The 14,067-nt window shown below is 48.2% G+C and carries 10 protein-coding genes and 1 pseudogene; 8 read left to right on the top strand and 3 right to left on the bottom strand.

What is annotated here, in order from left to right; genetic code table 11:
- Positions 1-86 precede the first annotated feature (86 nt).
- The 3 genes from ACJJIF_RS02430 to ACJJIF_RS02440 all read left to right on the top strand — a co-directional run bounded on the left by ACJJIF_RS02430 (position 87) and on the right by ACJJIF_RS02440 (position 7,322).
- Positions 87-2,303 (top strand): M3 family metallopeptidase, encoded by a 2,217-nt coding sequence (locus ACJJIF_RS02430; protein WP_444930655.1) that lies wholly within the window; start codon positions 87-89, stop codon positions 2,301-2,303.
- A gap of 502 nt (positions 2,304-2,805) precedes the next feature.
- A complete protein-coding gene (locus ACJJIF_RS02435; RefSeq protein ID WP_444930656.1) occupies positions 2,806-5,208 on the top strand; it encodes a TonB-dependent receptor in 2,403 nt (800 codons plus the stop codon).
- 104 nt (positions 5,209-5,312) lie between these two features.
- Positions 5,313-7,322 carry a tetratricopeptide repeat-containing sulfotransferase family protein gene (locus ACJJIF_RS02440; protein ID WP_444932306.1) on the top strand — a complete coding sequence of 670 codons (2,010 nt, stop codon included), beginning with the start codon at positions 5,313-5,315 and terminating at the stop codon, positions 7,320-7,322.
- A gap of 111 nt (positions 7,323-7,433) precedes the next feature.
- Here ACJJIF_RS02440 and ACJJIF_RS02445 read toward each other — a convergent pair whose 3' ends face one another.
- Positions 7,434-7,895, bottom strand: coding sequence for a hypothetical protein (locus ACJJIF_RS02445; RefSeq protein WP_444930657.1), 462 nt, complete (start codon positions 7,893-7,895; stop codon positions 7,434-7,436).
- 143 nt (positions 7,896-8,038) lie between these two features.
- Here ACJJIF_RS02445 and ACJJIF_RS02450 point away from each other — a divergent pair.
- Positions 8,039-9,007, top strand: a pseudogene (locus tag ACJJIF_RS02450) (IS30 family transposase).
- Positions 9,008-9,484: 477 nt separating this feature from the next.
- On the opposite strand, the gene ACJJIF_RS02455 reads toward ACJJIF_RS02450, so the two are convergent.
- Together ACJJIF_RS02455 and ACJJIF_RS02460 are read right to left on the bottom strand one after the other, a co-directional pair.
- Positions 9,485-9,820 (bottom strand): hypothetical protein, encoded by a 336-nt coding sequence (locus tag ACJJIF_RS02455; RefSeq protein WP_444930658.1) that lies wholly within the window; start codon positions 9,818-9,820, stop codon positions 9,485-9,487.
- A complete protein-coding gene (locus tag ACJJIF_RS02460; RefSeq protein ID WP_444930659.1) occupies positions 9,801-10,295 on the bottom strand; it encodes an N-acetylmuramoyl-L-alanine amidase in 495 nt (164 codons plus the stop codon). The genes ACJJIF_RS02455 and ACJJIF_RS02460 overlap by 20 nt, the downstream gene beginning before the upstream one ends.
- A 237-nt stretch (positions 10,296-10,532) precedes the next feature.
- Here ACJJIF_RS02460 and ACJJIF_RS02465 point away from each other — a divergent pair, with 237 nt between their 5' ends.
- The 4 genes from ACJJIF_RS02465 to ACJJIF_RS02480 all read left to right on the top strand — a co-directional run bounded on the left by ACJJIF_RS02465 (position 10,533) and on the right by ACJJIF_RS02480 (position 13,824).
- Positions 10,533-11,201 carry a DUF6444 domain-containing protein gene (locus ACJJIF_RS02465; RefSeq protein ID WP_444930660.1) on the top strand — a complete coding sequence of 223 codons (669 nt, stop codon included), beginning with the start codon at positions 10,533-10,535 and terminating at the stop codon, positions 11,199-11,201.
- 14 nt (positions 11,202-11,215) lie between these two features.
- Complete coding sequence (locus ACJJIF_RS02470) at positions 11,216-12,406, top strand: transposase (protein ID WP_444930661.1); 1,191 nt, start codon at positions 11,216-11,218, stop codon at positions 12,404-12,406.
- A gap of 192 nt (positions 12,407-12,598) precedes the next feature.
- Positions 12,599-13,378: a hypothetical protein gene (locus ACJJIF_RS02475; RefSeq protein WP_444930662.1), complete on the top strand. Its 780-nt coding sequence runs from the start codon at positions 12,599-12,601 to the stop codon at positions 13,376-13,378.
- 56 nt (positions 13,379-13,434) lie between these two features.
- Complete coding sequence (locus ACJJIF_RS02480; protein WP_444930663.1) at positions 13,435-13,824, top strand: hypothetical protein; 390 nt, start codon at positions 13,435-13,437, stop codon at positions 13,822-13,824.
- Positions 13,825-14,067 lie beyond the last annotated feature (243 nt).

Raw genomic sequence — 14,067 nt, forward strand, 5'->3', positions numbered from 1 at the left:
GCGGTAGTGTTGGCAGGCACGGGCCAACTGGGGTTAAACTCGCGCTCTTAAAATGATTACAAAGCTCTATCCTAGAGGAGATACCGATGCGTCAAACAATGATCGCACTATCCGTGGCCGCAGCGCTTGCGGTAGTGGGCGGTTGTGGTGAAAAAGCACAGCAGGCTGAAGTGGCTAAAGATACCGTGAAAGCCGAGGAGTCCATGGCCGTTAGCCCCGAGCACGCCAGCAATATGCTTCTGGCGGAGTGGACAGGCCCCTTTGGTGGTGTTCCTGCGTTTGACAAGATGAGCCTGGAAGATCTCAAGCCCGCGATTGAAAAGGGGATTGAATTAAACTTGGTGGAGCTGGAAGCCATTGCTGCAGACCCCGCTGAGCCCACTTTTGCCAACACCTTTGCCGCGATGGAACGCAGTGGCGCAGCGTTGAGCCGCGCATCGACCTATTACGGAATCTGGGCCGGCAATATGTCCTCCCAAGAATTCCGCAAGATCCAGCGCGAACTGGCACCGCTATGGGCTGACTACGAGTCCAGGATTTACCAAAATAAGGCACTCTTTAAGCGTATCCAGTCTATTTATGATCAGCGTGAATCGATGGATCTGGACACTGAACAGAAGCGCGTAGTCGAGTTGGTCTATATCCTGTTTGCAACCAATGGCGCGACCCTGGAAGGGGAAAAGAAGGCGCGCTATGCAAAAATCAACAAGCGCTTGGCTGAGCTCTACACCCGCTTCTCCAATAACGTCCTGGCAGATGAGGAAGGTTACGATATCTTCCTGAGTAAAGATCAGCTGGATGGCCTGCCGGATTCCTTTGTTGCCGCAGCCGCAGCACTGGCGGAGCAGAAGGGTGAAAAAGGGAAGTATGCGATTGTTAACACTCGCTCCTCTATGGACCCCTTCCTGACATACTCGGACAATCGCGAGTTGCGCGAGCAGGTGTGGACCAACTACTACAGCCGTGGCGACAACGGTGATGAGCGCGATAACAACGCCATCATCGCTGAAATCCTGAAGCTGCGCGATGAGCGCGTCGGCCTACTGGGCTTTGATAACTACGCCCAGTGGCGCCTGCGCGACCGCATGGCCAAGTCCCCAGAGCGCGCTATGGAGCTGATGGAGGCGGTGTGGCCGGCAGCGGTAGCTCGCGTTAAGGAAGAAGTGGCCGATATGCAGGCGGTGGCGGATGCCGAGAAAGCCAATATCACCATTGAGCCCTGGGACTATCGCTACTACGCAGAAAAAGTTCGCAAGGCCAAGTATGACCTGAACTCCGATGAAGTTAAGCAGTACCTACAGCTGGATAACCTGCGTGAAGCCATGTTCTACGTGGCGGGCGAACTGTTTAACTTCAAATTCTCCCCGGTGAAAGAAGGTTCCGTGCCGGTCTTCCACGAAGACGTTAAAGTCTGGGAAGTGACCGATAAAACCAGCGGCGATCACATCGGTCTCTGGTACCTGGACCCCTATGCTCGCGAGGGCAAGCGCTCCGGCGCCTGGGCCACCATGTATCGCGATCACTCCACTTTTGATGGCAAGAAGAACGTTCTCTCTTCCAACAACTCCAACTTTATCAAAGGCGCCCCAGGTGAGCCCGTGCTGGTAAGCTGGGATGATGCGGAGACCTTCTTCCACGAGTTTGGCCACGCGCTGCACTTCCTCGCATCCAATGTGACCTACCCGAGCCTGAACGGCGGTGTGCGCGACTACACCGAGTTTCAGTCCCAGTTGCTGGAGCGCTGGCTGTCTACCGATGCAGTGATCGACAACTACCTGGTGCACTATAAGACCGGTGAGCCGATTCCCGCTGATTTGGTGAAGAAGATCAAGAAGGCGGCCAAGTTTAACTCGGGCTTTGCCACGACCGAGTACCTGGCATCGGCGCTGGTGGATATGAAGTTCCACACTGCGGACCCGGAAGGCATCGATCCGGACAAGTTTGAGCGCGAAACCCTGAAGAAGCTGGGTATGCCCGATGAGCTGGTGATGCGTCACCGTTCCCCGCACTTCGGCCATATCTTCTCCGGTGAAGGCTACGCTGCCAGCTACTACGGCTATATGTGGGCCGATGTACTGACTTCGGACGCGGCTGAGGCATTCGCTGAATCCAAAGGCGGCTTCTACGATAAGGAAGTGGCTGCGAGACTGGTGAAATACCTGTTTGCTCCGCGCAACGCTTTGGACCCGGCAGATGCTTACCGCTCTTTCCGCGGTCGCGATGCCAATATTGAGGCGCTGATGCGCGATCGCGGCTTCCCGATTCCGAAAAAGGAAAAGGCCACTGTCGCTGTGAAAAACTAACCGGTTAACATCGCGAGTTTTTCCAAAAGGCCGCACCTAATGGTGCGGCCTTTTTTATTGCTCTCCTAAAAGCGCCTACCTCGTAATTCTCTGCCCCTTTTTTGTCTGGCTGGCCTGTCTACCTCAATGCTTGCTCCCGGCTAGGAGTCCCAGCCTCTCTATAGATAATTTTTTTGATCTCAAAACATTACACTTCTAATAAACCAGTTAGGCTCAATATTTTTCGTCTATGAGTTCGCATATTTTTTGACGGAAAAGTGCACAACCTTTTACTTTCTATAAGTTTTGTATAGAATTCCGTCCAAAATTTGTACCGAGCAGCTTACTTTTCTGCGATTTTACCCTTCTGAGTTGGATAGCCCCGTTTATTTTGGCGTTTTTTAAGCGTCATAGACTCTGGTAAATAATTACAGCACTAAGTAAATGGGTGGTTTGCTGCAGGGGCCCAGAGCCCCGGGGCATCGGATGGAATCAGAATCAAAATGAACACAAGGAGAATTCTGTGTTTGATAAAAGTAAGTTGCACAGCGCCATAGTAGCCACAGGTGCAGTCGTATTGGGTAGCCAGCCGACATTTGCCGAGCCGAGGCAAATCGAGGAGGTAACGGTTACAGCCACCAAGCGTGCGGAGAGTGCACAGGATATTCCGGTGGCAGTTCAAGCTCTGGGCGAAGAGAGTCTGGAGAATCTCAATGTTTCCAACTTTGATGACTATATCCGCTTTATGCCCAATGTGACCGCCGGGGGGCGGGGCCCCGGGCAGTCTTCCATTTATATTCGCGGTATGGCCACTGAAACTATTGCTACCCAGCTGTCCCAAGCCAATGGCACTGCCCCCAATGTTGCCCTCTATCTGGATGAATCGCCGGTGAGTATCGGTGGCAGAAACCTGGATGTTTATGTGACCGATATTGAGCGGGTTGAAGTCTTGAAAGGTCCCCAGGGCACTTTGTTTGGTGCAAGCTCCCAGGCGGGCACTGTGCGACTGATCACCAACAAGCCGCAGTTGGATCAGTTTGACCTCAGTATTGAGGCGGGACTGGCGACCACCAAAGGTGGTGAGTTGTCTGACAGCCTGGAAGCTATGATCAATCTGCCTTTGATTGAGGATAAGTTGGCCGTGCGTATGGCCGCCTATCAGTCCAATGAGGGGGGCTATATCGATAATGTGCCCGGCACTTATACCCCGGATGCTTCTGTTAACCCGGCGTGGCAAGACCTACCGGTTGTGAGTGCCAGCAACGAAGATTTACTGGAGGAAGATTTTAATGATTCCAGCTATAGAGGCGTTCGCTTTGGTATCAACTACGTAATTAGCGATGACTGGTCACTGTTGGTGCAGCACACCCATCAGGACCTGGAGGCTGATGGTGTATTCGATCACGACCCCGATGAAGTGGGGGACCTGGAGGTACACCGCTATTTCGAAGACTCCCTGGAAGATAGCTTCGACCTGACAAGCTGGACTCTGGAGGGGCGTATTGCGGCTTTGGATGTGGTTTATACCGGTGCTTATCTCGATCGCGAGGTAGAGCAGTCTATGGATTACACCGGTTATAACGATGTCGGTAATTATGTGGCCTACTACACCTGTAATTATGTGGATACCTGCTACGACCCCACCAAAGGCTATGTAGGTACGGTAGAAAATACCCGCACTAGCCACGAGTTGCGCCTCTCCACGCCCCAGGAAAATCCATTGCGCCTGACTGCGGGTGTTTTCTACGAAGATATTGAAATCCTTGACCGGGGTAACTTCGTCTACAACTCCATTATTGATTTGGGGTTCCCGGAAAACTACCCGCGCGGCTGGTCACCAGATACAACTGATCCGGTTAAATCTACTGCGATCGATACCAGCGCACGCCCGGCGGGCGTGGCATTTTTCAATGATATTACCCGTCGGGAAGAGCAGCTGGCCTTTTTTGGCGAGCTGACTTATGACATCAGCGAGCAGCTCAGCGCCACTGTCGGCCTGCGTCATTATGATATCGACGTGAAATTGCTGGGCTCTGCCAATTCCTCATTTGGCAATGCTGCTGGAGTCGACGTCGATAAGTATGGCGATAACCTCGACTCCAAGTGGGAAGAGGCGGGCATTGATGTGCCGATGAATGAAAGCGGTGTTATTGGCAAGTTTACCCTGAGCTATATACCCACCGATGATATGTTGTTGTATGCCACCTATTCAGAGGGCTTCCGTCCGCCCGCTTACAATCGCGGCGGTGGCAACGGTAATGAAGTAACTACGGTGCCCTACACGATTACTACAGATACCGTCGATAATTACGAAGCGGGCTGGAAAACTACACTGCTGGACCACAGCCTGCAATTTAACGGCAGTATTTACTATGTAGAGTGGAGTGATATCCAGACCGCAGTGTTCGACCCCGATGTCTATTTCCTGTTTTACCTGGATAATGCCCTGGATGCGGAAATTCGCGGTATTGAAGCGGATGTTACCTGGCTGCCGACGGACAACTTGCAGTTGATTGGTGCTGTGTCTTACAACGATACTGAAATCACCAGGGTTCCTGATAGCGCGGCCAATGTGGCCCCGGAAGGCAGTGAGCTGGCCCTGTCTCCGCCTTTACAATTTAACCTGCGCGCTCGCTACGAGTGGGCGCTGGCTGGGTTTGATGCTTACTGGCAGGCGGGCATTGCCTATAGTGATGAGGCTTGGAGCTCTATCGTGATCGATCCAAATGATCGCTACAAGCAGAGTGCTTACACTACAGCGGATGCCTCTTTTGGTCTGAGTGAAACCCACTGGGGCGCAGAGCTCTATGTGGAAAACCTCACCGATGAGCGCGCGGAGTTGTTTATTAATACTCTGGATAATTCAAAGCGAATTACCACCAACCGCCCCCGCACCGTGGGGGTGCGCGTATCTTACGATTTCTGACGGGTAGCCCCCCTTGATCATGTAGTGGTGAAGGGGGCAGTTTGAGTGGGGCGCCAGTGCGCCCCTGTCGTAATCTATCGGTTAATGAGAGTTTTCCCTTGTCAGTGAAGCCCAACAACTCCCCATCTGAAATACTTCAGGCAGACCTCACGCAGAAAGTGCGCGCCTCATTAAAGGGGCGGGATTTTTCCAGTGCTGTCGAGTTGGCGAAGCAGCGGCTGGAGCATTTTCCAGAAGATGTTGAGAGCTTTTACTTGTTGGCAGTAAGTCTCAGATATTTGGGATGTGTCGATGCCGCTCAAGAGGCAATTCAAAAGCTGCTTGAGCTGGACAGCTCTTATGCCCGGGCTTATCAGGAGCAGGGGCACAATTTCGCTCAGCAGAAAAAGCTGCCGGAGCAGGTTGGGGCGTATCGGCGTGCGCTGGAGCTAAACCCGGCCTTGCATGCTAGCTGGAGAGGGTTGGCCTTGGGGCTGCGTGCGCAGGGCAGGGCGTCTGATGCCGAGCAGGCCCTGCGCCAATTCCAGCACCTGCAAAATTTACCTCCGGTACTGCTGAGTGCGGCAAGTCTATTGTATGAGAAGAAGCTGCATAAGGCCGAGCAGCTCTGTCGGAATTTCTTACAAAAAAATAAGCATCACCCGGAAGCCATGCGCCTGTTGGCGCTGATCGGTGCAGAGTTGGGGGTGCTCGATGATGCGGACTTCCTGCTGGAGAGTTGTCTGGAGATGAACCCCGATTTTCATCGGGCTCGCTTTGATTATATTGGCGTATTGCGCCGGCGCCAGAAGTTTGCTGCTGCCCTGGAGCAGGCTCGATTGCTGCGGAGTGGGCAGGGCGGACAGCAGAGCGATATTCTCTTCGCCACCCAAAGCGCTATGGTTGGAGACTATCGGACTGCTTTGCAGATTTATAACCAGGTTTTGGCTGAGTCGGCGGATTTGTACGGTGTGCAGTTGCAACGGGGGCACGCGCTAAAAACCATCGGTGAGCCCGCTGAGGCGATTGAGGCCTACCGGACGGCCTACCGGGTCAAACCGGATTTTGGCGATGCCTACTGGAGCCTGGCGAATATGAAAACTTACTGCTTTGGTGATGCCGAAATTGAGCGAATGCAAGAATTGCAAGGCTTGACCTCCACTGCGCGGGAGGATCGTTATCACCTTTGTTTTGCTTTGGGTAAGGCATTTGAGGATCGCGCCCAGTATGCGGAATCGTTTTCTTGGTATAAGAAAGGTAACGAGCTAAAGCAGCAGGAATGTCGCTACGCTATTGAGGAAAATCGAAGAGATATCGATCTACAGATCGCCCACTGCCCTAAAGAGTTGTTTGCTGAAAGCCGAGGCTCCGGTTTTGATGCGCCGGACCCCATTTTTATTGTGGGGATGCCTCGTGCGGGTTCCACACTGCTGGAGCAGATTCTCGCCTCTCACCCGCAAGTAGATGGTACTTTTGAGCTGCACAATATTATGGCCTCTGCGCGCCGCCTGGATGGTCGCCGTCGAACTGACGACGAGCCCCGCTACCCGGCGATACTGCAAGATCTCAGTGGCGAGCAGTTGAAACAAATGGGGCGGCGTTATATTGAAGAGACGGCAATACATCGTGGTAAAGCGGCATTTTTTATTGACAAAATGCCGAACAATTTTCGTCATATTGGTTTAATCCAGCTGGCTCTTCCCAATGCAAAAATTATTGATGCTCGCCGCCATCCTGTAGCCTGCTGTTTTAGTGGTTTCAAGCAGCTGTTTGCCGAGGGGCAGGAGTTTAGCTATGGCCTGGAGTCGATTGGTGAGTACTATCGGGATTATGTCCGCTTGATGGCTCACTGGGATGAAGTGTTGCCCGGTAAAGTGCTGCGGGTACACTACGAATCGGTAGTAGAGGACCTGGAGGGACAGGTGCGCCGCTTACTGGATTACTGCGGTCTTCCTTTTGCAGAGGAGTGCCTGCAATTTCACCGCACAGGACGTGCCGTACGCACCCCTAGTGCAGAGCAGGTGCGCCAGCCTATTTACCGTAATGGTACAGAGCAGTGGAAGTGCTTTGAAACTGAATTAAAGCCCTTGCAGGCGGTTTTGTCTGGATTGTTGGAGGATTATCCAGCGCCTTGATTGTGCGTGAACCGCTCTGTAAGCCAGAGGCATCACGGAGTTGTTCAGAGGCTCCTTAGTAAGTATTTTGCCGCACAATAGGGAGTTGTTCGGCAAGGGGTATCGCTATACTTATTCACCTTCAAATGTCTGTTTGGCTTCGCTTATAAGCTTTTCGTACTCGATTTGGGTAATCTCCGAGCGCGATTTGCGTTCTTGAGCGGAGTCCAATTTTGCCTGATAGTCGAGCTCAATAGCCGCTAAAATATATCCAAGCTTCTCTTCTGTAATTTGTCTGTTGGAGAAATATTCTTTGGCTAGTTTCTTACTCCAGTTGTAACCTTGAGGTGACTCTGGCAGGGTGTAATCATTTGCAAGGATTGATTCATCAGAAATCTTCAATCCCCTTGCCATGGCCTCTTGTGCGCAAAGGTTGAGGATATAATTCACAGAATCTTGAGCGCCGTGCCAGTGAAGGTAGAATTCTGCTGAGCAAGACCCAATTACTTCACCATCTTGCTTTAGAATGTCGATATGACCCTGGGCACAGCCTGTGAGGGATAGAGCAGCAAGCATCAGTTTAATCTTTTTCATCGTGGGGCCTGGGCATATGGATTAATTTTGGGGTTTTTATAATAACCTGCATTCAACTCTGAAGTGCATCAGTTAATCATCTGGAAAAGAACGGTCAGCTGAAGGTAACATCTGCCGCTTCTTCTCCGTCAAGAGATTAAGTGATGACAAAACGTTACCGACAGCTGACCGAAGAGCAACGATGTCAGATTTGGACGCTAAAGAAAAGTGATTGGAGTCAGAGGGCAATTGCCAGGGAGGTTGGTGTTAGCCGGCCTACAATCAGCAGAGAGCTCGCTCGTAATCGAGGCGGAAAAGGCTACCTCTATAAGCAAGCTCAGCAGACGACTGAAGAGCGGCGTAGGCAGGCAGGAAGATCAACAAAGATACTACCCAAGGCTATTGCTCTGATAGAGAGAAAACTGAAACTACAGTGGGGCCCAGAGCAAATTTCCGGCTGGCTAGACCGGGAAGAAGGCCAGTCCATTAGCTATGAAACTATCTACTTGTATATCTGGGCAGATAAGCAGCGTGGAGGGACCCTTTACGAGAATTTACGGCGTCGGGATAGGCCCTACAACAAGCGGGCCAATGGAAAGTCAACTCGAGGACACATCAAGAACGCCATCAGTATCAAAGAGCGCCCACAGGTTGTCGATGATAAATTGCGCATAGGAGACTGGGAAGTTGATACCGTTATAGGTAAAGGCCATAGCAGTGCTCTGGTCACCATTGTAGATCGTAAGAGTAAATTTACCCTCTCTCAGCAGGTTAAACGTAAGACAGCAGAGTTGGTTACTCAAGCTACCATTGCATTACTTGAGCCATACAGGGATTTCGTACACACGATTACCGCCGATAACGACAAAGAGTTTGCACTGCACGAGAAGATTAGTGAGGCTCTGGATGCGAAGGCCTATTTTGCATATCCGTACTCATCTTGGGGGGGGCTAAATGAGAATACTAATGGCCTACTGTGTCAGCACTTTCCGAAATAGACTGATTTCAAGCTTGTGGGCCAAGCAGATGTCGAAGCAGTTATTGAGCGTTTAAATAATCGCCCGAGAAAGGTGCCGGGCTATAAGGCCTCGAAACAAGTCATGGGAGAATATACGGCTGCCGCAGCAGCCTAAAGAGTGATGCACTTCAGAGTTGAATGCAGGATATCTGAGATTATCAATCAAGGAATAGTGTGCTTTCAAAATTGCGAAGGAGGTAGAGCGCTGATAGTCCGATCAAGACAGTGGGCTGTAAAGCTTACCTCATCCTGAGTAATCTTAGGGTGCATCATGCACGAATCGTTAAAAATTGACTGGCAAAGCATGAAAATGAGACAAAAAGATATTATTTACCACCATATTTATCTGAGTTAAAGCCAGATGAGTATTTGAATTATGACCATTTAAAAATGGGTGCAGTGGTATACCAGTCCGACCAAAGGAGGATCTAAAAAACAAAGCACTTTCTCATGTGAGAGTACTACAAAAAAATCCCGCCCGCATAGCAATTTAATTCCGATGCGAGTCAACCGAGCACGCAGTATAGCAGAGCTGCTCGTCCGCTGAGTTAATAAGAGTCATGCCTGATGCTCGTGCAAAAAGAGGCGCCGGTCACGGCGCCCTGCTTACCTGATTTTTTAGTGATTTTATACAGGAAAAAGCATATATAGTTGAAAGTATCAGGGCTATCCACCACAGATAGCTTGTGACAATGGTGTAAATGTTCTGCCCAATAAAACCATTTTCATCTGAGAGCAGGACTACATACTCATCTGTATCTATTGATGAGAGTAGTATCTTACTTTCTAGAGATGGTTCAAATCTAAGGACCAGAAAGCTTGTAGGGTCGTCAGCTAGAATTATAACAGTCGTAAAGAGCTTTATTAATAACAAAAGGATGGAAATAACTATAACAGATATGGCGATTCTAGGGTTTAGTGAGGCCATGCTTTTTCCTCATGGTATCCAGTTCTCCCATTATAAGATTACCAGGACATGAATACCCTTTACCTGGAAGAAATTCTTTATGACCTCCCAATGTTCTAATGCAAGGAAAGTTACATATCAAGGTTTTTATCAAGTCATTGGCGACTGAAATATGTTTTCCCGATAAGCTGTCATCAAAAAGGTCCCATATTTGCTCATTGTAGTCACCCATAAGGAGAATGCCAATTTTTCCGGTATTGGCTCCCGCAACATGTGCACCCTTATGATATATTTTTCTTCCTTCATAAATTTTACCATCCGGATGTATCAGATAATGGTAGCCAACATCACTCCATGAGTTACTTATCATGTGTCTCGACTCGATCTTTTTTGGATCTTTCTCCCCCCTATTTCCAGAATGGTGCATCACAACAGCAACATGATCCCAATCATCTTCTAACTCATCCGTCTTGGGGTGCTTTACTCCCCACTGCATTCGATTAACAATCTTGTGGCGGAGATTGATTTTTTGTAACTATTCAGCGAGCTTTTCGGGAAAATTAGCACAACTCCCCCGCCAGCCACCGCCAAACAAGCTGAGCAATTCTGCCATAAACCAGCACGCCTCAGGAAATCTCCCGCCTAGCCCGGCAAGAAAAAAACAGCTACAGGTCATACAGCAAAGATGAATTGTGCGATAATACTGCCATATTACCAAGGTATGCTGTTGCCCATGACAAATTCAGTTGACATTAATCAGGCCGTAAAAGAAGCTGAGGAATTGCTAGCGAATGATGCCAGCGCTTCCCCCGCACTAAAAGCGTCTGTAAAAATGCTGCTGATTGTTGTCAAGATGCTCTCGGATCGTTTGGGTTTAAATAGCCTCAATAGTAACAAACCGCCCGCTAGCGATCCCAATCGAGAGAAAAAGCCACAGACAAAAAGCAATAAACCTCGTGGTGGCCAGCCTGGACATCCAGGTAAAAATCTCGAACCTGTGGAAGATCCTGATAAAGCCTGCCTCATCAAGCTTGATCGCTGGACTTTGCCGAAAGGCACCTACACAGATGGCGGTTATGAATCTCGTCAGGTATTTGATATTCGAATATCACGAAGCGTTACAGAATATCGGGCGCAGGTTTTAATTGATGAAAGCGGCCGAAGATTTGTGGCAGACTTTCCCCAAAAGGTCACGCGTTCAACGCAGTATGGCGCCAGAGTCAAAGCTAATGCGGTTTACATGTCGATATTTCAGCTGATCCCCTACGAGCGAGTGGAGACACACTTTTCTGAGCTGTTTGATGAAACAACACTTCGGACACTTTTGAGGGGCAAATTGGGGGCGTGGTGCTGGAATCCATGGGCGGAGACTGCGAGAATAAGGTTTACGAAATCTGATTAACGCAGTAACCGCCCATGGAAGATACAATTAAAACAGTTTTTGCCAAAATGTCCAGTGTTGGTAAGCCCCAGCAGAAATTTATGATGACTCTATTGTCGGTGCTGATGGTCTTTCGAGGCAAGGCGACCTATCTGAATATGGCCAGATTCAGCACCTCAAGTGAGAAGCGTTATCGACGCTGGTCACATAGATACTTTGACTTCATCCAGTTTAACACCACATTATTTGCCAGCGAATTCCAAGAAAATCGTGAATGTGTTGCCGCTACTAATGCCAGTTTCATCAGTAAATCCGGCAAAAAGACTGATGGCCCAGGGTGGTTTTATAACGGCAGTGCTGGAGAATCACAACGCGGCCTTGAGGTCTCTACGATTAGTGTCACCGACTTGAAGACAAATACTGCCTATGCCATAGATTCCCAGCAAACGATCGATGAAGAAGGAAAATCGAGGGTTGAACAATATGTGAGCCATGCTCTCAAAGTTCTACCGAAGTTGCTTAATCTTGGGATTAAATACCTTGCAGCAGACGCATTTTATAGCAAAAAGGCATTTGTTAACCCAGTTCTTCAGGAAGGAATGCATATCGTTGGAAAGTTACGGATTGATGCTAATTTGCAGTGGCTATACGAGGGGGAATACAACGGTCAGGGATGCCCTAAAAGGTTTGACGGAAAAGTTGACCTTGAAGATTTATGCCGTTTTGATTTTGCTAGAATTTTTGATGCTCAAGTTAAAGTTTACACGAAGGTGGTGCACGCCAAATTTTTAAAGCGCGCCATACGTGTGGTGCTGCTCAAGCCTATCGATGACGATAAAAAAGGAAGTGCGCTACTGTATTCTACAGACACGAATTTAGATGCAGTGAAATTAGTCTCGTACTACAAATCAAGATTTCAAATAGAGTTCTTATTCAGGGATGCGAAGCAATACACCGGATTAACTCACTGCCAATCCGTACGAAAGGAAGCCATAAACCTTCATGTTAATGCATCGCTGACAGCGCTGAATTTGCTGAAATTTGAAGATCGCAGAGAGACGCAGACAGATGCACCTACAGTTATCTCAATCGCCAGCTGGAAGCGCCGCAAGTTCAACCAGTATCTGATGAATAGGGTTTTTAGCAGCTTAGGCCTGGACCGAAGCTGTGAAAAATTCAGCTATATTTATGATCGCTACAGCGATTACGGGGCAATTGCGGCATAAAAGTGTCCGAAGTGTTGATACACCTGAATTGAACCCGGGTGAATATTTAAATTGAGACCTTAAGGGGCGTACATAGTGGTATTCCAGTACGATCCAAGGAGGAGTTAAAAATAAAGTACTTTCTCACATGAGAATACTATAGAATATAGCCTGCGCGCGTAGCTTCCTATTTTTAGCGCGAGTCAATTAAATGTGCAATATAAAGAAGTGTTGGCCCTCTGGGCTAATAATAAATGCAGGCAGTTTACTCCGGCCCGTTGGGCCTCTGCGAACGTTAGTTCTCTAATGATTAAGGTAAATATGATTAAATCTATAATAATTTCAATTCTTGGGCTGGCCATCTCGGTGAGCTGCTCAGGAGGTGAAATCTATAACCAGTTGCCAGAAAAAATTGATCCTAATGAGACATATGTGTTTTATTCTCATGGTTATATCGTAGAGGGCGACAATCCTAAACCTATTAATGATAGGTTTGGCTGGGGTTTGTATGATTTTCCGGAAATTAAAGAATCACTATCAGATGAAAGCTACCATTTGGTTGCATATCACAGGCCCAAAAATACAGACCCCTATAAATATGCTAATGAGTTAAATAGCCAAGTTAGAAAGTTGGTTGAGCATGGGGTTTCACCAAATAATATAGTGATTATGGGCTTTTCGAGAGGGGCTTTTATTACTGGCCTTACTTCAGATAAGCTTTCAGACTTGGCTATTGATACTATTATCTTGGCTGGCTGTGGTCGTTTAGTATCTAAAAGCCATACAGATATTAAAGTGTATGGCGATGTACTTTCAATTTATGAGAAGTCTGATCAAGCAAGTTCGTGTCAGTCTCTTGAAAAGAAAAGCCAAGGGTTAAAGTCATTCTCTGAGTTAGAGATTAACACTGGACTAGAACACGGAGCGTTTTATCGGCCTCTTCCTGACTGGGTTGAGCCTGTTAAAGCATGGATTAAGTCTAAACGCAGCTAATAAATTGCCGCACTCAGACACATACTGCGGGGAGTAAGGCGTTAAGTGAGCAAGGTATGAATGAAGATAAAGAAATGGATTTGCCAAAGATAAAGGATAAGTTTGATACTGGTAGTGCGGAACATATTGTCATAATTGGTTACCCTGAGAATGCAGATTTTCTGCCTGAATTGATATCGTGGTCGTGCTTCCCAAATGACCCTGTATGTTGGGTGACATACCCCTACATCTCTTCATTAAGAAATGAAATTTTAGCTCCTGCAATGGCTGATTTTTTAGATTTTCATGCTGCCGCTGAGCAATATGATATGATTTTTACAGCTTTTGATCATTTTATAAATGAACGTGGAGAGTCATTTAGGGAGTTAATAAAAGAATATTTGCAAAACGATAAAGCAAAAGAATTACTTTCAGGTCCAAAATATTCGATAGGTCAATTAAAGTGAGAAAACTGATTGTGTCGAGTGGCTGTCACTTAATAAGCATAGTCAAAGCGAAATAAAAAGCATCCGCTTGCTGAGGGTGTCATTGTGGCGGTCAAGTTTTAGATGATTTATAGTTTAGGTAAGCATTAATTTCTATCTGAGCAGACTTTTCCCGAGGGTTTTCAGGGAATTGGTATGGTTGCTTCGTTCAAGTTCCTTCGTTTTGAGTCGGCAATCCCTGAAAGCCAGTTGAACCATTGTGGA

The sequence above is a fragment of the Microbulbifer regidiadema (SeqCode) genome (assembly GCF_052467605.1).

What these genes read in the sequence shown, in the direction of transcription:
- ACJJIF_RS02430 (WP_444930655.1), top strand. Translation starts at nt 87, where the DNA reads ATGCGTCAAACAATGATCGCACTATCCGTGGCCGCAGCGCTTGCGGTA.
- ACJJIF_RS02445 (WP_444930657.1), bottom strand. Translation starts at nt 7,895, where the DNA reads ATGAAAAAGATTAAACTGATGCTTGCTGCTCTATCCCTCACAGGCTGT.
- ACJJIF_RS02455 (WP_444930658.1), bottom strand. Translation starts at nt 9,820, where the DNA reads ATGGCCTCACTAAACCCTAGAATCGCCATATCTGTTATAGTTATTTCC.
- ACJJIF_RS02460 (WP_444930659.1), bottom strand. Translation starts at nt 10,295, where the DNA reads ATGCAGTGGGGAGTAAAGCACCCCAAGACGGATGAGTTAGAAGATGAT.
- ACJJIF_RS02465 (WP_444930660.1), top strand. Translation starts at nt 10,533, where the DNA reads ATGACAAATTCAGTTGACATTAATCAGGCCGTAAAAGAAGCTGAGGAA.
- ACJJIF_RS02470 (WP_444930661.1), top strand. Translation starts at nt 11,216, where the DNA reads ATGGAAGATACAATTAAAACAGTTTTTGCCAAAATGTCCAGTGTTGGT.
- ACJJIF_RS02480 (WP_444930663.1), top strand. Translation starts at nt 13,435, where the DNA reads ATGAATGAAGATAAAGAAATGGATTTGCCAAAGATAAAGGATAAGTTT.